Source organism: Paractinoplanes pyxinae (assembly GCF_026626335.1).
Lineage (GTDB): Bacteria > Actinomycetota > Actinomycetes > Mycobacteriales > Micromonosporaceae > Actinoplanes > Actinoplanes pyxinae.
In genome coordinates, this window is record NZ_JAPNTZ010000001.1 from 954,264 (window position 1) to 974,262 (window position 19,999).

Genomic DNA, 19,999 nt, shown 5'->3' on the forward strand with positions numbered 1-19,999 from the left:
GCCCGGTTCGACATGTGCGGCCACACAGGTATGGCGCGGGGTCAGTTGTGATGGCACAGTCTCGGGCATGCAGACGACCGGTGCCGTGCAGCTGCGTCAGTGGCTCGAGGCGATCGCCGCCATCGCGACCGCGCTCAATCGGCCGGTGTCGCTGCCCGAGGTGCTCGACCTGGTCTCGGCGACGGCGTCGGGCCTGCTGGGGTACGACTTCTGCGCCGTGCTGCTCGTCGACGAACCGCGCCGCAAGCTGGTCATCACCGGCGCCCACGGGCTGTCCCCGCGCTACATCGAGCAGGTCAACGCCGACCACCCGGTCGTGCTCGAACCCGACGACGAGCCCCGCGCCCCGTCCAGCCGCGCCTTCCTCACCGGCACCTCGGTGCAGGTGCCGGACACGGTCGCCGACGCCACGTTCCTGCCCTGGGGCGGGGTTGCCCGGCAGCAGGGCTACCGTTCGATGATCTCAGTGCCGGTCTTCTCGGCCGGGGTGCCGGTGGGCACGCTGAACTGCTACACCCGCATGCCGCACGAGTTCGGCCCCGGCGAGCAGGAGCTGTTGTCGCTGCTGGCCGACCAGGCCGGTGTGGCCATCGAGACGGCCCGCCTGCGCGAGCGTGAAGCGGCCACGATCGCGTCGCTCACCAAGGCCAACACGGCTCTGCGCCGGGGCGAGGAGGTGCACGAGCAATTCACCCGGGTCGCCCTGCGCGGCGGCGGTGTGGCCGGGGTGGCCGCCGCTCTGGCCGAATTGCTGCGTACGTCGGTGGTGGTGCTCGAGGAGCCGTCGGGCGTGCAGCTGGCGGCGGCCGGCGACGACCCGGTCGAGGACGGGCAGGCCACGCTCGTGGTGCTCGGCAACGAGACGGTGGCCCGCATCGTGGTGCCGCGCTCCGAGACGCCGCTGGCGGCTTTGGACGTACGGGCCCTGGAGCACGCGGCGACGGTCTGTGCCCTCGAGGTGCTTCGCGCCCGCACCGCGCACGAGGTGGAGTGGCGCCTCTCCGGCGAGGTGGTGAGCGACCTGCTCGCCGGCAACCCGGCCGGCCTGGTCACGGCAGCCGAGCGAGCCGGTCGCCTCGGCCTCGACCTGACCAAGCCGCACGCGGTCATCGTGGTCAACGGCGGCCCGTCCGCCCGCGTCCTGTCGGTGGCCCGCTCGCTCGCGGCGACCGCCCAGCCCCGCGCCCTGGCCGGCGCGATCGGCGACGACGTGGTCCTGCTGTGGCCGGCCGGCGCCGAGTCGGAGGCCGAACGGCTGCTGCAGCAGGTGCGCCGCATCGGAGCCGGCCCCGAGACGGCGGTCGCGGTTTCCCCGCTGTGCCACGCCCTGACCGACTACCCGTCGGCTTACCGCCGAGGCCGCGGCGCCGCCACGATCGCCCGCCTGCGCGGCAACGCCGACACGGTCGCCACGTTCGAGTCGCTGGGCGTGCACGGCCTGCTGCTGCAACTCCAGGACGTCGCCGAACTACGCCGCTTCGCCGCCGAAACCCTGGCCCCGATCCGCAACTACGACGCCGCCCGCGGCACCGCACTCGAACAAACCCTTCGCGCGTACGTGACGCACGACCTCAACACAGCGGCGACGGCCGCCGCCCTCTTCGTCCACCCCAACACCGTCAATCTGCGCCTGCGAAAGGCCGAGCAGCTGCTGGGCGTCTCCACCTCCCAGGTACGAGTCCTGGCCGAACTACAGGTGGCCCTGAGCGCCGACGACGTGGCCGACGCCCTGGCCGCCCCCGGTTCCCCGAACAGCTAAGCGTTCGAGACCCACCTCGACGCGCCGAAGGCGAACAGCAGCCGGGTCGGCCCGGCCACCGACTCCCTGCCCGGCGGAGGAGGACCGAGGCCGACTTCGAACGCACCGGCCGAGCGCCCGAGGGCTGCGGCCTCTCCGCCGGGCGATGAGGGAGCACTGATCGCGCCGCCGACCGATCACAACGCACCGATCACAACGCACCGATCACGGGACCTAGCACAAGTTTGGGGACTGAGGTTGGGTCCACAGAGCCAAGCTGTGGAGCACCGCCGAGGTGGACAGGGCCTTTCCCGTCGAAGTCTCCGTGTGCGCTTCGACGGCAATGAGCTGTTCGGCCGCGGAGCCGATGACCACGGTCGTCGCCGGTGCCAAGGCGCCTGGCGGAACCACAAAACGCGCGGTTTCGGCGCCAACTCGCCTCTCGGGTCCGTCCGGGTCGGTGGTCCGGCCAAGGCTCGGCTGACCAGCTCGGACAGCCGGGTGCGCATCGAACCGCTGGGTGACGAAGTCCAGATGATCACCAATGCCGACGACGTCGGCTTGTGGAGTGGGAAAGTCACGGTGACCGGCGAGGGCACCGTGACTATGCAGGTCGCAGTCACCGCTCTGCAAGCTGACGGCAAGGCGCCGCTGGCGCCCACGAAGGTCCTTCCGATCGCGATACGTGCGAATGAGCCGGGAAGGCTTTCTGTTTCACGCCGGAAGCTGCGCGAGCGAGGCGAACCGGCCGGCGAGAAGGCTCGATAGCTGCTTCACGACGGCGACGAAGATTTCGTCGGTGATCGGCGCGGGCGAGGATGTGGCCGACGCTCTGGGTCGGCGGCGGCTCTGACTGCCACGGTGTTGGCCGCGACCACGATGGCGATGCCCGCCCATTCGTGCGGGTGCATGGTCTGGTTGAGGAGGAGCAGGCCGGCCAGGGCGGCCAGCACGGGGTGGATGCTCATGAAGACGCCGAAGAAGCGGGCGGGTACGCGGCGCAGGGCGATCACGTCGGCGGCGTACGGGATGGCCGAGCTCAGGACGCCCGCGCCCACCGCGTAGAGGATGGCGGCGGGCTCCCAGCGGCCGTGCAGGAACAGCGTGGCCGCCACCGGGAGGTACATCAGCGCCGACACTGTGGTGGCCGCGGCGGGGGCTTGCAGGCCGGGCAGGCGGGCGCCGACCAGGCGGTTGAGCAGGATGTAGGCGGCCCAGCAGGTGGCGGCCAGCAGGCCCAGGCCGACTCCCAGGTAGTCGCTGGACGGGCCGGGCAGCACGAGCACGTACACGCCGGCGCAGGCCGCTATGGCGCAGAACAGATCCAGCCGGGTGCGGGACGCGGCCAGGGCGACGGCCAGGGGGCCCAGCACCTCCAGGGTGACGGCCAAGCCGAGCCCGATCCGGTCGATCGCGGTGTACAGGCTCAGGTTCATCGTGGCGAAGACCAGCCCCAGCAGCAGCGTCGGCCACCACTGGGCCCAGGTGAAGCGGCGCAGGTCGGGGCGGGCGACGGGCAGCAGGACGGCGGCCGCCACGAACTGGCGGACGGCCACGACGCCGGCGGGACCGATGGTGGCGAACGCGTGCGCGCCCACCGCCGCTCCGACCTGGTTGCTGGCGCCGCTGCCGACCATGGTGGCGATGCCGCCGAGCACTGATCCGCGAATAGCCATGGGCCGAGTGTCGGCCGCGGGCATTGATACGGGAAATGCACTAGCCGCACGACTTATACGCTCAGCGTATGGAAGTTCAACTGCGTCAGTTGCAGGTGTTCGTGGCCGTGGTCGACGCCGGCACGTTCACCGACGCAGCCGTCGCTCTCGACGTGTCGCAGGCGGCCGTGTCGCGGGCGGTCGCGGCGTTGGAGGCCACGCTCGGCACGCGGTTGCTGCAGCGGACGACCCGGCACGTCAGCCTGACCGTCACCGGGACACGCGTGCTCGCCTCGGCCCGGCGGGTGCTCGAGGAGGTCAACCATCTGCGGCGGGTTGTCGAGGAAGCGCGCACCGAGGTACGCGTCGGGTACGCCTGGGCTGCGCTGGGCAAGCACACTCGGCGGCTGCAGAAGACGTGGGCGGCCGCGCATCCCGGCGTGCCGCTGGTGTTCGTGCAGTCGAACACGCCGACGGCCGGGCTGAGCGAGGGCGTGGCCGACATGACCGTGGTTCGGCGGGCGCTGACCGATGCCCGCTTCGAGACCGCCCTGATCGGGGTCGAGGCCCGGTTCGCCGCCGTGGCCACCGACAACCCGCTGGCCCGGCGCCGGTCGGTGCGCCTGGCCGACCTGGCCCGCTACGCCGTGGCGATCGACAGCCGCACGGGCACGACCACCCCGGACCTGTGGCCGCCGGGCTCGGCACCGGCCGCCATCCGTACGACTCACGGCGTCGACGAATGGCTCACGCTCATCGCGGCCGGGCAGGCCGTCGGGATCACGTCCGAGGCGACAGCCAACCAGAACCCGCGGCCGGGGGTGGCCTACCGGGGCGTCCGTGACGCCCAGCCGATCCCGGTGTGGCTGGCCTGGTGGAAGGACGAGCCGCCGGCTCACCTGACCGAGCTATTGAACCTGGCGTGCGAGACCTACCGGGCCGGGCAGCCGCCGGCGCGGGAGCGCGGCCAGCGGTAGGAGCCAGACGACGCCGACGGCCAGCAGCGTCCACGAGGCCAGGCCGTGATCGGCGGCCCAGCCCACCAGGGGAGTGGCCGCGACGACCAGGCCGAAGGCGGCCGTGTTCATCAGCCCGACCGCCGCCGCCGGGCGTTCCGGCACGAGGGCCTGGCCGGCGCCGACCACGCCGGCGAAGGGGAGGCCGCTGAAAATGCCGAGAGTCAGCACGGCGAGTACGGCGACGGCGGGCGTGCTGCGCCACGACAAGGCCGCGGTGGCCGCGCCGCACGCCACCAGTGCCACCACCCAGATCTGGCGGGAGCTTTCCGGGAAGCGCGCGGCGAGCAGACCGCCGAGGGGACGGCTGACCACCGACAGGCCGAGGACGCCGGAGCCGATGACGGCCGCCGTGGAGGGGCCGAAACGCCAGACGTCGACGAGCAAGGTGGTCGCCCACGACGAGAGCACCAGACCCAGGCCGAGCGTCACCGCGTGGACGGCGGCCAGGCGGAACAGCTGCGCATCGAGCACGGTGGCGCCACGTGACGACGTACGCGGGGAACTGGTTCGGCCGTAAAGAACTGAAAGGAGCAGCGCGGGCACGGTGATGACGAGTGTGGTCAGCCAGGGCGCACGCCAGTCGGCGAGGTGCGCCGTGAATGGGACAACCAGCACGGCCACGCCGGAGAAGGCGAGCGAGACGCCGCCGAAGATGCCCATGCCGCGCGCGCCGAGGCCGCTGGCCCGGGCGAGTTCGGCGCCGCAGACGAAACAGACGGCGAAGCCCGTGCCGGAAACGATCCGGGCCGCGATCGCCAGCCCGGGCTGGGGTGCGATCAGGGCGGCCAGATGCGCGGCGACCACCAGAGAAAGACCGGCAACCGCCGTGGCCCGTACGCCCAAGCGATCGACCACGACCCCGGCCGGGAACTGCAACGCCGCGTAGGGAGCGGCGAACGCCGACCCGAGCAGCCCGACCCAGAGCAGACTTGCGCCGTAGCCGGCCGCCACCGTCGCCGCGGCCGCTCCGGGCGCCGTCAGCGCCCAGCCCGCGGAACCGCCGAGCAGGCAGGCGAGGAGCAGCTTCACGCGATCAGCAGCCGGGCCAGCCGGAGGGCGACCTGGAGTTCCGTGCGTCGTTCGGTGAGCGGCCGGCCCAGCAGCTCGGCCGCCTTCTGAAGACGGTTGCGCACGGTGTGCTCGTGCAGGTGCAGGTGGGCCGCGGTGGTCACGTGACTACCGTACCGGTGGGAAGCCTCGACCGTCTCGCGGAGCCGGGCCGCGACCTCGTCCTCGGCGCCCAGCTCGCCCAGCTCGGCGCGGACGAAGGCCCGGGCCCGCGCCGGGTCGGCCATCAGCAGGACCTCCAGGCTGACGTCGGCGTAGCTGAGCACGCCGTGGCCCCAGGCCTCGCGCACGCTCTGCACGTCGCGGACCTGCCGCCAGCCGTCGCGGACACCCCGCACTCCGACGTGCGGCTCGCTCACCGACGCCTCGACATCTAGCGAGCGCAGGCATTCGACAATTGCGGCGGTACGCGTGACCGGCCAGCCGGCCTGCCGGGGCTGAGCCAGCCACACCACCGTGCTGGTCAGGTCGATCGGGTGGACCAGCGTGTCCCGTACGTGGCACTTGTCGCGCAGCGTGTCGAGGACCTGCCGGGCGGCGGCTTCCGGCGTCGCGGGCAGCAGCACCGCGAGGTGGGCGGCGTCGAGCGGATAGTCGAGCAGCACCAGATCGGACGGCGGCAGCGGCGTCGAGTCGTCGCGCAGCAGGTGCTGCACCAGGCCGGCCCGCACGTGGTCGCGGGATCGGCTGAGCACGTCATCCGTACGCGCGAAGCTGTCGGCGACCAGCGAGGCGACGTGATGCTGATAGGCCAGCACCAGCTCGGTGAGTGCCTGCAACGCCTCCAGGCTCTCGCGCCGGGGCACGTCGTCGTGCTCCGCCCGCGCCACCAGCTGATCGCTCCACTCCTGCCACATGGTCAGGAAGCCCACCCGGTACGACCGTTGGAGCGCGGTCTGCGGCAGGCGCAACCGGGCCTGCAGCGCCGCCAGCGCGAACGGCTCGGTGAGACGCACCTCGGCCAGCGGGATGCGACCTGTGAGCACCAGGCGTAACGCCCGCAGGTTCTCGACCACGCTGGCGTGCAGCCGGGTCACGAACTCGTCGTTGTCGCGCAGGGTGTCGAAGGCGGCCTCGATGTCCGCCTCGACGACCCGGTCGGCCAGCGCCGGCAGGTCGACGGCGTCGGCGGCCTCGCGAGCCCAGAGGGGGAGAGGAGCCACTGCGATGGTCGTCATGGCCTTACGTTGCCGCCGCCCCGGATTCGGTCCGATGTGCGGGGCCACACACTGTCGGCCCAGAAATGGTTGGCCACACATCGCGGCGGCCCCGTCGGCGCGGTGAGGCTGTGGCTTGTAACACAGCCGTCACACCTGGGAGCCGACATGTCGTTGGGTGGTCGATCGCCGCACGAGGCTGGTGGCGAACAACCGCTCGCGGCCGGCCCCGATGTCGCCGTCGTGCTCGATGCGTTCCACCAGCAGCCGGGCCGCGGTGCGGGCCATCTCGCTCAGCGGCTGGTGGACCGTGGTCAGCTGGAACACCTCCCAGCTGGCCATCGGCACGTCGTCGAAGCCCAGCACCGAGACGTCGCCCGGCACGTCCAGGCCGAGCGACTTGACGGCGTCGATGGCCCCGAATGCGATGATGTCGTTGCCGCACAGCAGCGCGCTCGGGGGATCGGGCAGCCGCAGCAGCTCCCGGGCGTTCTGGTAGCCGCTCTGATGCGAGTACGGGCCCTCCCGTTCCTCGATCGTCACGCCGCTGCCGGCGAAGCCCGCGAGCACCCCGGCGTGCCGGTCGCGGCTGGTCGACGTGTTGGCCGGCCCCCGGATGACGCCGATCGTGCGGTGGCCCAGTTCGAGCAGGTGCCGCGCGGCCGTCTCGCCGCCGTGGTGGTTGTCGGCCGTGACCCGGTCGACGTCCATCCCGTCGACGTAGCGGTTGAGCAGCACGATCGGCAGGTCGCGTTCGGCCAGGGCCGCGCCCAGGTGCGAGTCGAGCGTGGCCGTCGTGATCAGGACGCCGTCGATCGACGAATTGAGCAGGCTGAGCAGCGCCTCCTGGCCGGTGGGGAGGTCGGTGCGCTCGGCGAACAGCACGAACCGGTAGCCCATCAACTGCAATTCGTCGTGTACGGGGTTGAGCAGCGACGGGAAGAACGGGTTCGTGAGGTCGGAGGCGACAACCCCGATCGACTTGGCCCGCGTCGGTCGTACGGCCGGCGCCAGATCGGCCCAGGACGGCCGGTAACCCAGCCGCTCGGCCGTCGCCTCGATGAGCCGGCGGGTGTCCTCCCGCACCCGGGGATCGCCGCGCAGGGCGCGCGAGACGGTCGACTGCGCCACTCCGGCCGCCTGAGCGACCGTCGAGCTGGTGGGGCGATTGCTCATGGGCGGACCCGCTTTCTCGTAGTGCATAAATTATGCACTCACATTGCGTCACTTCAAGCCCCTGATCAGGGCGCATCCACCTGCATAAATTTCCAAGAAATGCTTGACTTGCACAGGTTGCCACGGCAGTGTCGGGCGTCACAACCCCGAAACAAACTTCACGGCCTGGAAACGCCACCGCAGCCTCTGGTCGCGCGCACCCCCTCCGATGTGCTGAACCCCCTGTGAGAGGTAGTTCCCATGAATGCATCACGCATCGCCCGTCCGGACCGCCGCCGACTCATAGCCGCCACCGCCGCCGTCACCCTCGTCGCCTCGGCCGGCTGCGGCGCCCGGCCCGCCGCCCAGACCGGCGCCAACGCCGAGGCCAAGGACGCCAACGGCGTGGTGAACATGGTCATGGCCCCCGACCCCGTCTGGAAGTGGATGGAGTCGCAGGGCATCAAGCAGGAGATGGAGGAGGAGGCCAAGATCCAGGTCCTCACCTCGTCGTCCTGGGACGAGTTCGGCGTCTACGCCGGCGGTCACGCCGACGTCGTCTCGGCCGCCTCGTACGAGGTGCCGGAGCTCGAGAAGCAGACCGGCGAGAAGACCACGATCTTCGGCAAGTTCAACTCCGACCGCAGCATCCTGGCCGTCGGCAAGGACAGCACGGCCAAGGACATCTGCGACCTCAAGGGCAAGAAGATCGTCACCCACAGTGCGGTCTCGATCACCATCATGTGGGGCGTCTTCGCCAAGAAGTGGTGCGACCTCGACCTGCGGGCCGGCGGCGGCGACTACGAACTGGTCGTCACCGACCCGCAGAACGCGGCCGGCCTGATCCAGCGCGGCGACGCCGACGCCGGCCTGCTGCTGCCCGACTTCTCGATCCCGCAGCTGTCCAGCGGCGCCATCAAGCCGCTGTACGACTCCAAGTCGGTCTCGCAGATCTACGCCGAGCAGTTCAGCGACAACAAGACCGAGCTCACCCACCCGCAGAACAACGTGTTCGTCGCCCGCAAGGCCTGGGTCGAGAAGAACCCGGAGGAGGCGGCGTTCCTCATCAAGATGTGGGACCGCGGCGTCCAGGAGTGGGCCAAGAACCGCGACAAGATCATCGAGGCCTACCCCGAGGACTTCGCGGCCGAGTCGGACAAGGACAAGGCGTTCATCCGCGACTGGCTGGCCAACAAGTACGACTGGTTCGTCGAGTCGACCTACCTCGACCAGGCCTGGGTGGACAGTGAGACCAAGCTGTTCAACCTGATGAAGGAAGCCGGCTACGTCGACAAGGACGTCCCGGACCCCGACTTCACGATCCTGCCGAAGTCATGACCGACCAGCTGGTGCGCACCGCACCACCCACGGATCCCGAGGCCGGCGCCAAGCGCACCGCCAAGCGCCGCCGCCTGCGGCTGACCGGACTGGTGATCCTCGGCTGGGTCGCGATGTTCGCCCTCTGGGAGTACGGCTCCTGGTGGTTCGGCTCCCGGCTGCTGCCCCGGCCGCTCGAGGTGTTCCAGGCCGGCGTCGAGATCGTCGAGAGCGGCAACTTCGTCACCGACTTCTCGGCCAGCGTCCTGAAGACCTTCGCGGGCTTCGCCGTCGCCGCGGCGGTGGGCGCCCCGATCGGTTATCTCATGGGCCGGTACAACTACTGGCGCGCCTTCTTCCACGACGGCGTCACCATCGCCGGCACCATTCCCGCGATCGTGTACGCGGTGATGTCGCTGATCGCCTTCGGGCTGTCCAACCTCGGTCCGATCCTGGCCGTCGCGCTCGTTTCTGCCCCGTACATCGCCCTGAACGTGGCCGAGGGCATCCGCGGCGTCGACAAGTCCCTGGTGACGATGAGCGAGGCGTTCGGCCGCACGCCGCAACAGATCCGCCGTGAGGTGCTGGTCCCGACCATCGTGCCGTTCGTCTTCGCCGCCATCCGGATGTGCTTCGCCGTGGCGTGGAAGGTGGAGGCGCTGACCGAGGTCTTCGGCGGCCGCAACGGCGTGGGCTTCCAGATCCGTACGGAATACCAGCTGTACGACATCGCCGCCGTGCTCGCCTGGATGTTCCTGTTCATCGTGTTCATGCTGATCATCGAGCGCCTGGTCCTGGCCAAGAGCGAGGCCCGGCTGCTTGCGTGGCGCCCGCAGGAGAGGAGCTCCGCGCTGTGAGCACCACGATGACCCCCGTCAAGGCCCGGCGGTCCACCTCGGAGAAAGAGAAGGCCACGCCGGCCTGGCAGAAGACGCTCACCTCCGACCGTGCCGCCCGCGTCGCCGCGCTGCTCTCGTTCTTCCTGTTCTGGGTCGTCATCTCGGCCCTGTTCGCCCGCGTCCCCGGGCCGGTCGAAGTGGTGCAGCGGCTCGTCGACGAGTTCTCGCGCGGCGAGGTGTTCGGCAACTTCGGCTCGACGCTCTACCGCTTCGGCGTCGGCGTCGCGCTGGCCACCGTGGTCGGCATCGCGGTCGGCGTCATCATGGGCCTGTCCCAGCTGGGCCGGGCCTTCTTCGAGAGCCCGGTGCTGGTCGCCCTGTCGATCCCGGCCATCATCTGGTCGTTCCTGACCGTGATGTGGTTCGGCTTCGGCGACCTGAGCCCGATCATCACGACGTTCCTGACCTCGGTCCCGTTCGTCATCGTCAACGTCGCCCAGGGCGTACGCGGGGTGTCCCGCGACCTTCGGGACATGTCCACGACGTACAAGGTGCCGCTTTCGCGCCGCATCAAGGATCTGGTGTTGCCGGCGGTCACCGGGTACGTCGCGGCCGGCATCCGGTTCGCCATCATCATCGGCTGGAACGGCGTGCTGCTGGCCGAGTGGTTCGGCGGCGGCGGTGGCGTCGGCTACCGCGCCCGCTGGTGGTACGACGCCAACCGGTTCGGCGGGTTCGCCGCCTGGGTCGTGCTCTTCGTCGGCTTCATCGTGCTGCTCGACCGCTTCGTCCTCGACCGCGTGATCCAGCGTGCCTTCCGCTGGCGCGACGCCTCAGCTTAGGGGTTCACCATGGCTGTCCTGACCATCAAGAATCTGGCCAAGACCTTCAACGTGGGCACGCCGCGGGCCAGCCGCGTGCTCGACGACATCTCCTTCGACGTACGCGGCGGCACCTTCGTCTCGATCGTCGGGCCGTCCGGTTGCGGCAAGAGCACGCTGCTCAACATCATCTCCGGCGTCGAGGAGCACACGTCGGGCGACATCAGCCTGACCAGCGACTCCGGCGGGCCGGCCCGGATGGGGTACGTGTTCCAGGACCCGCGCCTGCTGCCGTGGCGCAGCGTCATGAAAAACATGATGTACGTGCAGAACGACCGCAGTGAGGCGACGGTCGGGCGGTGCCGCAAGTACCTGGAGATGGTCGGCCTCACCAAGAACGCCGACTTCTTCCCGGGCCAGCTCTCGGGCGGCATGCAGCAACGGGTCGGCATCGCCCGCGCCTTCGCCGTCGAGCCCGACCTGCTGCTGATGGACGAGCCGTTCAGCCACCTCGACGCCATCACGGCTCGCGGCCTGCGGGCGCAGCTGCAGGACATCTGGGCCCAGTCCAAGAAGACGGTGGTGTTCGTGACGCACGACGTGGTCGAGGCGGTCGAACTGTCCGACCGCATCATCGTCCTGCAGCCGGGCGGCCGGATCTTCGAGGACATCACCATCGACCTGCCCCGGCCGCGCCGGCAGACCGACCCGACGGTGGCCACCCTGCAGGCCGAGGTGCTGGGCCGGCTCGAAACCATGAAAGCCATGGCCCGTACGCCTGAGGCGGTCGCCTGATGTCTCAGGTCTCCGACGTCGTTCAAGAAGTCATCGAGGACGTCCGCGCCAACGGTGACGACGCGGTCCGCCGCTACTCGCAGAAGTTCGACAACTGGTCGCCCGAGTCGTTCCGGCTCTCCGCAGCCGAGATCGAGAAGATCGTGGCCTCGGTGCCGCCGACGGTCATCGACGACATCAAGACCGTGCAGGCCAACGTCCGCAGGTTCGCCCAGGCGCAGCGCGACAGCATGCACGACATCGAGGTGCAGACCCAGCCCGGCGTCTTCCTCGGGCAGAAGCACCTGCCGATCGTGGCGTCCGGCGCGTACGTGCCGGGTGGGCGTTATCCGCTGACGGCGTCGGCCCACATGACAGTCGTAACGGCAAAAGTCGCTGGTGTGGAACGGGTTACGGCGTGCACGCCACCGCTGCGCGGGGAGATCCCGCCGGCCACGGTGGCCGCGCTGCATCTGGCCGGGGCCGACGAGATCCATCTGCTCGGTGGTGTGCAGGCGGTGGCGGCCATGGCGCTCGGAACCGCGTCGATCGCGCGGGTCGACCTCATCGCCGGGCCCGGGAACGCGTACGTAGCCGAAGCCAAACGCCAATTGTTCGGCACGGTCGGCATCGACCTGTTCGCCGGGCCGACCGAGATCTTGATCGTGGCCGACGACGCCGCCGACCCGTTCATCGTCGCGGTCGATCTGCTCAGCCAGGCCGAGCACGGGCCCGACTCGCCGGCCGTGCTCATCACGACTTCGTCAGCGCTGGCCGAGAAGGTGGTCGAGCACATCGAGGCGATCCTGCCCGGCATGCCGACCAACGACATGGCCGGGCCGGCCTGGCGCGACCACGGTGAGGTCCACGTCGTCGGGACGCTCGACGAGGCGTACACGCGGGCCGACACGTTCGCCAGCGAGCACGTGCAGATCCTGACCCGGAACCCGCGCGAGGCGCTCGAGAGGATGCGGCACTACGGCGCGCTGTTCCTCGGTGAGGGCACGTGCGTCTCGTACGGGGACAAGGCGATCGGGACGAACCACGTGCTCCCGACGCGGGGCGCCGCGCGCTACACGGGCGGCCTGTGGGTCGGGAAGTACCTGCGCACGGTGACCTATCAGGAGGTCACCTCCCCGGCCGCCTCGGCCGAGCTGGGCGAACTGTGCGGACGGGCGGCGCGGGTCGAGCTCTTCGAGGGCCACGCTCGATCCGGTGACGTCCGTGCCGCGAAATACGCCGGTGCTCCACTCTCCTGGGCTTCCTAGAAAGGCTTCTTGTGCGAACCGTTGATATCCACGGCCACGTCATCCTGCCCGACACGCTGCCGCTCGTGAACGGGCTCATGTCGCCCGAGATGGACCCGTTCACCTACTACGGCGGGGACGAGACCAACGCGTACCAGGTCGAGCACGTCCGCGAGATCATGCCGCAGGCCACCGACCCGTTGCGGCGCATCGCGGACCTCGACCGGATGGGCATCGACGTGCAGGCCATCTCGGTCGCGCCGGCCGGCTACTTCTACTGGACCGACCCGGCTCTGGGCCGTGACCTGGCCCGGATGCAGAACGACAACCTGGCCAAGATCGTGGCTGATCACCCGGACCGGTTCGTGGGCCTGGCCACCGTACCCATGCAAGATGTCTCCGCCGCCGTGGCCGAACTCGAAAGGTGTGTGCGCGAGTACGACTTCCGCGGCGTCGAGATCAACACCAACGTGATGGGGCTGGACCTCGACGATCAGCGGTTCCGCCCGTTCTTCGCCAAAGCCGAGGAACTTGACGTCGTGGTCATGTTGCACCCCAACGGCTTCACCGGGGGCGAGCGTTTCCGCAAGTACTACCTGACCAACGTGATCGGCAACCCGCTCGACACCACGGTGGCGCTGACGAAGATCATCCACGGCGGCGTGCTCGAGGAGTACCCGAACCTCAAGCTCGTGGCCGTGCACGGCGGCGGCTACCTGCCGTTCTATTCGTCGCGCATGGACCACGCGTACGAGCTGCGCCCGGAGGGCCGGCACCACATCAGCCGCCAACCGTCGACGTACCTGAAGCAGATCTACGTCGACTGCCTGGTCTTCGACGCCCCGCACCTGGAGTTCCTGGTGCAGCAGATGGGCGCCGACCACGTGGTCATCGGCACCGACTACCCGTTCGACATGGGCCACTACGACCCGCTCGACCAGATCGCCACCGCCCGCCTCGACGAGCCGGTCCGCGACGCCATCCGCGGCGAGACGGCCGCCCGCCTGCTCAAGCTCACCTGACCCCTTCCGAAGGCAACCACGCCCGCCGCCGGCAACGACGCCGCCCGGCGGGCGTGGTGTGTGCCGGCATCCGGAAGTCGATCGTCCGGAATGGGGTCTACGGTGCCGGGCATGGACATGCTCACCGGGAAGCAGATAGCCGACGCCGGCCTGGCCGACTGGCGCAAGCTGGGGCAGGGGCTGCACGCGCGGTACACCGTCGGCGGGTTCGGGGCCGGTGCAAGGTTCGTCGCGGCGATGGCCGACCTCGGTCACCCGCCGCGGGTGACGGTCGGCGACGGCTACGTGGACCTGAAGCTGATCAGCCAGGACGCCGTCCACCGCGACGACCAGGGCGTCGAGCACATCGTCGAATGGGTCACCCAGCACGACCTGGACGCGGCCCGCCGGATCACCGAGATCGCCGCCGAGCAGGGCGCCGTAGCCGACCCGTCCGCGATCACGACGATCGAGCTGGCCCTCGACACAGCCTCAGCGGCGCGGGTGGCGCCCGTCTGGGCCGCGCTGCTGACCGGCAGCACCGACGCCCAGGGCCGCGGCACCATCGGCGACGACGTCCGCGACCTCACCGGCCGCGTGCCGATCCTCTGGTTCCAGGACACCGACGAACACGAGACCCCACGTCAGCGCTTCCACATCGACGTCTGGGTCGCCCCTGAGGTGGCCGACCAGCGCATCGCCGCCGCCGTGGCCGCCGGCGGCACCGTCGTTGACGCCAGCCACGCCCCGTCGTTCACAGTGATCGCCGACCAGGACGGCAACAAGGCCTGCGTCTGCACAGACACGCTGTCTTAGCTCATGGTCCGCTTGCGGGCCAGGGCCTCGAAGGCGAGCAGGGACTCCGGGTTGGCCAGGGCGCCCTTCGCGGCGGCTGCTTCGACCGGGGTTCCGGTCAGGATGCGCTTGACCGGGACCTCGAGTTTCTTTGCCGAGAGGGTGCGGGGGACTGCTCGTACGGCGTGGATCTCGTCGGGGATGTGGCGCGGGGAGAGGGCGGATCGCAGTTCGGTGCGGATTCGGTGGCGCAGGGGGTCGTCCAGGTTGTGGCCGTCGGCGGGGACGACGAAGAGCATGAGAGTGTCGGGCTCGAGGTGGACCACCAGGGAGTCGGCGATCTCGGGCAGGTTGTCGACTACGGCGTAGAACTCTGAGGTTCCCAGGCGTACGCCGCCGCGATTCAGGGTCGCGTCGGAGCGGCCGGTTATGACGCAGGAGCCGTCGGGGGCGATGGTGATCCAGTCGCCGTGGCGCCAGACGCCGGGGAAGACGTCGAAGTAGGCCTCGCGGTAGCGGTGGCCGCCGGGGTCGTTCCAGAAGGCGACCGGCATGCTCGGCATGGGGGCGGTGATGACCAGCTCGCCCAGCTCGTCGATGACGGGGTGGCCGGCGGGGTCGTAGGCCTCGACCCGGGCGCCCAAGGCACGGCAGGCGATCCTGCCCTCGTGGACGGGGAGCAGGGGCACGCCGCCCACGAAGCCGGTGCACACGTCCGTACCGCCGGACAGCGATTGCAGCTGCACCTGGCGGCCGACCGACTCGTACACCCAGTGGTAGCCCTCGGGTGGGAGCGGGGAACCGGTCGAGCCGATGGCCTTGAGATTCGGTTTCCGTGGGGTGAGGCCCGCCTTCCGTGAGGCCATCAGGAAGGCGGCGGACGTGCCGAAGTACGTGATGCCGGCCTCGTCGATCAGGTCCCACAGCTGCGACAGGCCCGGGTGACCGTCGTACAGCACGATGGACGCACCGACGGCGGGGGCGCCGGCCAGGAAGTTCCACATCATCCAGCCGGTGGTGGTGAACCAGAAGAAGCGGTCGCCGGGGCCGAGGTCGTGGTGCAGGGCCAGCATCTTCAGGTGTTCGAGCAGGATGCCGCCGTGGCCGTGGACGATCGGCTTGGGCAGACCGGTCGTGCCCGAGCTGTAGAGGACGTAGAGCGGGTGGTCGAAAGGCACCGGCTCGTACGCCAGGGGGTCGTCGCCGGTGAGGTCGCTGAACGTGTCGTGGGCGGGGTCCAGATAGCCGATCGTCACCACATCACGCAGTGAGGGCAGGGCGGCGGTGATGGCCGCGACCTCGGACCGGCGGTCGATGGTCTTGTCGCCGTAGCGGTAGCCGTCGACGGCGACCAGCAGCGCCGGCTCGATCTGCTGCCAGCGGTCGATGACGCTGCGCACGCCGAACTCGGGGGCGCACGACGAGAAGGTCGCGCCGAGGCTGGCGGTCGCGAGCATCAACACGTACGTCTCGGGGATGTTCGGCGCGTAGGCGGCGACCCGGTCACCGGGGCCGATGCCGCGCGCCCTCAAGCCGGCGCGCACTGCACGAACATGTTCGCGCAATTCCGCGACGGTCAAAGTGAGCGTTCTGCGCGTCTGACTATGAGCGAAGATGGCCGTTTCGTCGTCGGCGCGGCCAGGCATGCGCAGAACATGTTCGGCGTAGTTGAGCGTGGCGCCCGGGAACCACTTCGCGCCCGGCATCGACGCGCCGTCCGGCAGCACGCCGGACGGCTGGTCGTGCGCGATCACACCGAAGTAGTCCCAGATCGACTGCCAGAACGCGGGCAGGTCGTCGACCGACCACTGCCACAACGCCGCGTAGTCGGCGAACTCCAGGCCCCGGGTCCCCGAGAGCCACGACAGGTAGGCGCCGACGCGCGTGGTCTCGCGGACGTCCGGCGGCGGCTCCCACAGGGTCAAGGCGCGACCATCCCGGCCGAGAGGTCGATGTCGGCGGCGCACAACCCCGGCATGTGCAGCATCGCGATGACCGCCGCGGCCACCTCGTCCTCGGTCAGCATGCGGTGCAGGGCGGCGCGCGAAACGAACGCTTCCTCGGCCTGTTCATAGGTGACGCCTGTTCGCTCAGCTTCGAGCGTGAAGTTGCGCGTCATGCGCGGGCCGTCGACCGGGCCCGGCGACAACGAGTTCACCGAGACACCGGCCGGGCCGACCTCGTAGGCCAGGGTGCGGGTCAGGCCGATCACCGCCATCTTGCTGGCGGTGTACGGCGTACGGCGGATCAGTGGCCGTTTGCCGCTGACCGAGGCCACATTGATGACGTCGCCGGCGCCGCGTTCGACCATGCCGGGCAGGAAGGCGCGGCACATCAGATAGGTGCCGCGCACGTTGACCGCGAACACGTCGTCCCACTCGTCCGGCGCGATGTCGACCAGCGAGGCGACCGGCCCGGGAACGCCGGCGTTGTTGACGAGGATCGACACCGTCTCGCCGCTGAGTTCCGCCGCGAGGGCCTCGACGCTCGCCGGGTCGGAGACGTCGGCCGTGGCGGCCCGGATGTTCTTGCCCTCGACCGCTTCCAGCCGTTCCTGGTTGCGCCCGACCGCGACCACGGAGGCGCCCCGCTCGGCCAGGGCGAGCGTGATCGCCCGCCCCAGCCCGTTGCCGGCGCCCGTGACGACGGCCGTGCGGCCGGCGACCCGGTCGCTGCTCGCGGTTGACCCCGTGTGCGTCATGCCGCCTCGTCGAGCAAGGCCACAGCGCGGGTCGGACCGCCGTGCGCGCCGATCACCTTGAGCGGGAAGCCGACGAACGTGAACTTCTTGCCGACCAACTGGTCGAGGTTCGTCAGGTTCTCGTAGTGGGTGATGTGGTGCCGCCGGCACATCATGTGGCACGGGTACGACTTGCTGACCGGGTTGTCGGGGGTCGGGCTGTCCACGCCGAACGTCTTCACGCCGTGCTCGACGATCCACTCGCTGCCCGTCTCGCCCAGTCCCGGGAAGTCGGTGAGGTACTTGGCCTGAGCGGCGTACCGGCCGTGGGTTCCGGTGTGCAGCAACAGGATGTCGCCGCGCTCGACGCTCACCCCGTGCGCCTCCTGCGCCGCGTCCAGGTGCTCGGCCGTGATGTCCTGGTGGGCCTCGACGTGCGACACGTCCAGGCAGACGGCCGGGCCGTAGAACAGGTCGAGCGACATCTGGTCGATGGTCTGCGCCGACGGGTCCGGGTCCAGGTGCGAGAACGAGTCGACGTGGGTCGGCCCGTTGTCGTTCATCATGAAACCCTTGGTCTGGAACGAGAAGCCGCCCACGAAGCGCAGCGCCGTCTCCTCGTGCGACGCGTGGTCGAACACCACCGTCTTGAGATGCCCGGGGTAGACCTGCATGCCCTGGTAGATGTCCTGTGACAGGTCGACGAGGCGCACGGCGACTCTCCTTCCGCTCGGGTTGGGCGAACTGTATGACCGCCGTACGCCCGGGGGACTCCCGTCGGGCAGCAGTTCTGAGCCCCGGCAGTGACGGCACACGACAGCCGTACGTGATCGGACCCGCCCTACCGTGGCCGGATGACGACAGTGACGACGGTCGGGGTGGTCGGCCTCGGCATCATGGGCTCGGCCATCAGCGGCCACCTGCTCGACGCCGGCTTCGACGTGATCGGCACCGACGTGTCCGAGGAAGCCATGAAGACCTTCGACGGACGCCCCGCGCCCGACCTGGCCACGCTGGCCCGGGAGTCGGCGGTCGTGATCACCTCGCTGCCCAGCGCCGAGGCCGCGCTGCAGGTCTGCGCCGAGCTGGCGGATTCCGCCCGGGGCAACGTCGTCGTCGACACCTCGACGTTGTCGCTGGCCGTCAAGGAGCAGTGCCGCTCGTTGTTCGAGGAAGCTGAACTGCTGGACTGCCCGATCAGCGGAACGGGCGCCCAGGCCAAGGTGCGCGACCTGGTGATACTCGGCAGCGGCGACGAGGCGGCCTTCGCGACGGCCCGTCCGGTGCTCGAGGCGTTCGCGCGCTCGGTGCGGCACCTCGGCCCGTTCGGCGACGGCACCCGGATGAAGCTGGTGGCCAACCTGCTCGTGTCGATCCACAACGCGTCTACGGCCGAGGCTTTCGCGCTCGGCGCGGCGGCCGGGCTCGACCCCACGGTGCTCTACGAGACCGTCCGGGACGGCGCCGGCGGCTCGGTCATCTTCGACAAGCGCGGTCCGCTGATGGTCCAGCGGTCGTACCGGCCGGCCACAGCCCGGGTCTCGATGTTCCTCAAGGACGTAGCGTTGGTGCGGGAACTGGCCGAGTCGGTCGGTGTGCCCACGCCGGTGCTCGACGCGACGCTGCCGCTCTACGAACGGGCGGCCGCGACCGGCTGGGCCGACGCCGACGCGGCCGCGCTGCTGGAAGTGCTGGAGGAGCGATGACACCGATCACCCTGGCCCGGGCCGACGAGCTGGCCGACGGCACGCTGCGGCACGCCCGCTCGATCGACGCCGCGCCCCTGGCCGTGGTGGTGATGGACGCCGGCGGTCACCCGGTGGTCGTCAAGCGCGAGGACGGCGCGGGCATCCTGCGCGTCGAGATCGCCACGGCCAAGGCCTACGGGGCCCTGGGCATGGGAATGTCGTCCCGGCAGATCGCCGAGCGGGCCGAGCACCAGCCGGCCTTCTTCACCTCGCTCGCCGCCGCGACGGACGGCCGACTGGCCCCCGCGGCCGGCGGCGTCCTCATCCGCGACGCCGACGGCGCGGTGCTGGGCGCGATCGGCGTCAGCGGCGACACCTCCGACGTCGACGAGGCGTGCGCGCTAGCGGCTCTCGCGAATTAATTCTTCGCGGTACGAGTGGTCGGCCGTCGCGCTCTCGTCGTTGACCAGCGCGCCGTTGGCCCACCACTGCGCCAGGCCGCGGCCCATCTCCTGACCCGCCTTGGTGTGCACGCAGAGCGCGTAGTCCGGAACGGTGACCACCGACTCGCCGCGTTCGACCCTGGTGGTCACCCAGTCGGCGTGCTCGGAACTGGTGCGGTCCTTGCGAGCCAGCGCCAGGAAGCGGACGGCGTGCACGGCCATCATGGTGTCCCCGCCCGGCGTGGCGTCGAAGTTCCGGCGCAGGCACTCGATGAGCAGCGGGGCCATCGGCTCGCCCAGCCCGATGTCCTCGACGGCGATCAACGCGAGGCGCTGCCACAGATGGGCGGCCACCTCGGCCGACGTGGAAAGCATTTCGTACGCGGCCAGCACGGCGTTGTCGACGCTGGATCGGCGGATTTCCTTCTGCAGCACCGAAACCAGCTGGTCGACCGGAATCCCGCGCGGCGAAACCACGTCGCTGTAGGGGATCTGTTCGTCGGTCATGGTCATCCCTTCCTGTCGCGTCGCAAGGCGCGTCCGGAACCCGGAAGGGGCCTACCTGATCCGATCTGAACACACTGGGCCGACGGGCGCAACCG

20 protein-coding genes are annotated in these 19,999 nt (G+C 70.1%); 12 read left to right on the forward strand and 8 right to left on the reverse strand.

What is annotated here, in order from left to right; all coding sequences use genetic code 11:
* Positions 1-67 precede the first annotated feature (67 nt).
* Both OWR29_RS04160 and OWR29_RS04165 read left to right on the forward strand, forming a co-directional pair.
* Complete coding sequence (locus OWR29_RS04160) at positions 68-1,759, forward strand: helix-turn-helix domain-containing protein (RefSeq protein ID WP_267561014.1); 1,692 nt, start codon at positions 68-70, stop codon at positions 1,757-1,759.
* Positions 1,760-2,065: 306 nt separating this feature from the next.
* On the forward strand, positions 2,066-2,506 hold the full coding sequence (locus OWR29_RS04165) for a hypothetical protein (RefSeq protein WP_267561016.1): 441 nt from the start codon (positions 2,066-2,068) through the stop codon (positions 2,504-2,506).
* A gap of 5 nt (positions 2,507-2,511) precedes the next feature.
* Here OWR29_RS04165 and OWR29_RS04170 read toward each other — a convergent pair whose 3' ends face one another.
* Positions 2,512-3,414 (reverse strand): EamA family transporter, encoded by a 903-nt coding sequence (locus OWR29_RS04170; protein ID WP_267561017.1) that lies wholly within the window; start codon positions 3,412-3,414, stop codon positions 2,512-2,514.
* Positions 3,415-3,482: 68 nt separating this feature from the next.
* On the opposite strand from OWR29_RS04170, the gene OWR29_RS04175 reads away from it, so the two are divergent.
* Entirely contained in the window at positions 3,483-4,370 is an 888-nt protein-coding gene (locus OWR29_RS04175; protein WP_267561018.1) for a LysR family transcriptional regulator, read from the forward strand.
* Here OWR29_RS04175 and OWR29_RS04180 read toward each other — a convergent pair.
* The 3 genes from OWR29_RS04180 to OWR29_RS04190 form a co-directional block, all read right to left on the reverse strand.
* Positions 4,302-5,441: an MFS transporter gene (locus tag OWR29_RS04180; RefSeq protein ID WP_267561020.1), complete on the reverse strand. Its 1,140-nt coding sequence runs from the start codon at positions 5,439-5,441 to the stop codon at positions 4,302-4,304. The two genes, OWR29_RS04175 and OWR29_RS04180, sit on opposite strands and share 69 nt — an antisense overlap.
* Positions 5,438-6,658, reverse strand: coding sequence for a PucR family transcriptional regulator (locus tag OWR29_RS04185; protein WP_267561022.1), 1,221 nt, complete (start codon positions 6,656-6,658; stop codon positions 5,438-5,440). The genes OWR29_RS04180 and OWR29_RS04185 overlap by 4 nt, the downstream gene beginning before the upstream one ends.
* A 129-nt stretch (positions 6,659-6,787) precedes the next feature.
* Complete coding sequence (locus tag OWR29_RS04190; RefSeq protein ID WP_267561023.1) at positions 6,788-7,813, reverse strand: LacI family DNA-binding transcriptional regulator; 1,026 nt, start codon at positions 7,811-7,813, stop codon at positions 6,788-6,790.
* Positions 7,814-8,053: 240 nt separating this feature from the next.
* On the opposite strand from OWR29_RS04190, the gene OWR29_RS04195 reads away from it, so the two are divergent.
* From OWR29_RS04195 to OWR29_RS04225, 7 genes are all read left to right on the forward strand, one after another.
* Entirely contained in the window at positions 8,054-9,130 is a 1,077-nt protein-coding gene (locus tag OWR29_RS04195; protein ID WP_267561025.1) for an ABC transporter substrate-binding protein, read from the forward strand.
* Positions 9,127-9,966 carry an ABC transporter permease gene (locus OWR29_RS04200; protein ID WP_267561027.1) on the forward strand — a complete coding sequence of 280 codons (840 nt, stop codon included), beginning with the start codon at positions 9,127-9,129 and terminating at the stop codon, positions 9,964-9,966. Before OWR29_RS04195 ends, OWR29_RS04200 begins: the two co-directional genes overlap by 4 nt.
* Positions 9,963-10,790, forward strand: a complete 828-nt coding sequence (locus tag OWR29_RS04205; RefSeq protein ID WP_267561029.1) for an ABC transporter permease — start codon at positions 9,963-9,965, stop codon at positions 10,788-10,790. The genes OWR29_RS04200 and OWR29_RS04205 overlap by 4 nt, the downstream gene beginning before the upstream one ends.
* A gap of 9 nt (positions 10,791-10,799) precedes the next feature.
* The gene (locus OWR29_RS04210) at positions 10,800-11,564 is read left to right on the forward strand and encodes an ABC transporter ATP-binding protein (protein ID WP_267561031.1); all 765 of its coding nucleotides are present in this window, start codon (positions 10,800-10,802) and stop codon (positions 11,562-11,564) included.
* Positions 11,564-12,811, forward strand: a complete 1,248-nt coding sequence (gene hisD / locus OWR29_RS04215) for a histidinol dehydrogenase (protein ID WP_267561033.1) — start codon at positions 11,564-11,566, stop codon at positions 12,809-12,811. The genes OWR29_RS04210 and hisD overlap by 1 nt, the downstream gene beginning before the upstream one ends.
* Before the next feature lie 11 nt (positions 12,812-12,822).
* On the forward strand, positions 12,823-13,812 hold the full coding sequence (locus OWR29_RS04220) for an amidohydrolase family protein (RefSeq protein WP_267561034.1): 990 nt from the start codon (positions 12,823-12,825) through the stop codon (positions 13,810-13,812).
* A 111-nt stretch (positions 13,813-13,923) separates the two neighbouring features.
* Positions 13,924-14,607 carry a 4a-hydroxytetrahydrobiopterin dehydratase gene (locus OWR29_RS04225; protein WP_267561036.1) on the forward strand — a complete coding sequence of 228 codons (684 nt, stop codon included), beginning with the start codon at positions 13,924-13,926 and terminating at the stop codon, positions 14,605-14,607.
* On the opposite strand, the gene OWR29_RS04230 is transcribed toward OWR29_RS04225, so the two are convergent.
* From OWR29_RS04230 to OWR29_RS04240, 3 genes are read right to left on the reverse strand one after another with little or no spacing between them, the layout of a single operon-like run.
* Positions 14,604-16,511 (reverse strand): acetoacetate--CoA ligase, encoded by a 1,908-nt coding sequence (locus OWR29_RS04230; RefSeq protein WP_267561038.1) that lies wholly within the window; start codon positions 16,509-16,511, stop codon positions 14,604-14,606. The two genes, OWR29_RS04225 and OWR29_RS04230, sit on opposite strands and share 4 nt — an antisense overlap.
* Positions 16,508-17,287 (reverse strand): SDR family NAD(P)-dependent oxidoreductase, encoded by a 780-nt coding sequence (locus OWR29_RS04235; RefSeq protein ID WP_267561040.1) that lies wholly within the window; start codon positions 17,285-17,287, stop codon positions 16,508-16,510. Before OWR29_RS04235 ends, OWR29_RS04230 begins: the two co-directional genes overlap by 4 nt.
* On the reverse strand, positions 17,284-17,979 hold the full coding sequence (locus OWR29_RS04240) for a cyclase family protein (protein WP_267561041.1): 696 nt from the start codon (positions 17,977-17,979) through the stop codon (positions 17,284-17,286). Before OWR29_RS04240 ends, OWR29_RS04235 begins: the two co-directional genes overlap by 4 nt.
* Before the next feature lie 141 nt (positions 17,980-18,120).
* Here OWR29_RS04240 and OWR29_RS04245 point away from each other — a divergent pair, with 141 nt between their 5' ends.
* Positions 18,121-18,972 (forward strand): NAD(P)-dependent oxidoreductase, encoded by an 852-nt coding sequence (locus OWR29_RS04245; RefSeq protein ID WP_267561042.1) that lies wholly within the window; start codon positions 18,121-18,123, stop codon positions 18,970-18,972.
* Positions 18,969-19,376 (forward strand): GlcG/HbpS family heme-binding protein, encoded by a 408-nt coding sequence (locus tag OWR29_RS04250; protein WP_267561043.1) that lies wholly within the window; start codon positions 18,969-18,971, stop codon positions 19,374-19,376. Before OWR29_RS04245 ends, OWR29_RS04250 begins: the two co-directional genes overlap by 4 nt.
* Here the strand turns inward: OWR29_RS04250 and OWR29_RS04255 are convergent.
* Positions 19,356-19,904 carry an AAA family ATPase gene (locus OWR29_RS04255; RefSeq protein ID WP_267561044.1) on the reverse strand — a complete coding sequence of 183 codons (549 nt, stop codon included), beginning with the start codon at positions 19,902-19,904 and terminating at the stop codon, positions 19,356-19,358. The genes OWR29_RS04250 and OWR29_RS04255 overlap by 21 nt on opposite strands.
* Positions 19,905-19,999 lie beyond the last annotated feature (95 nt).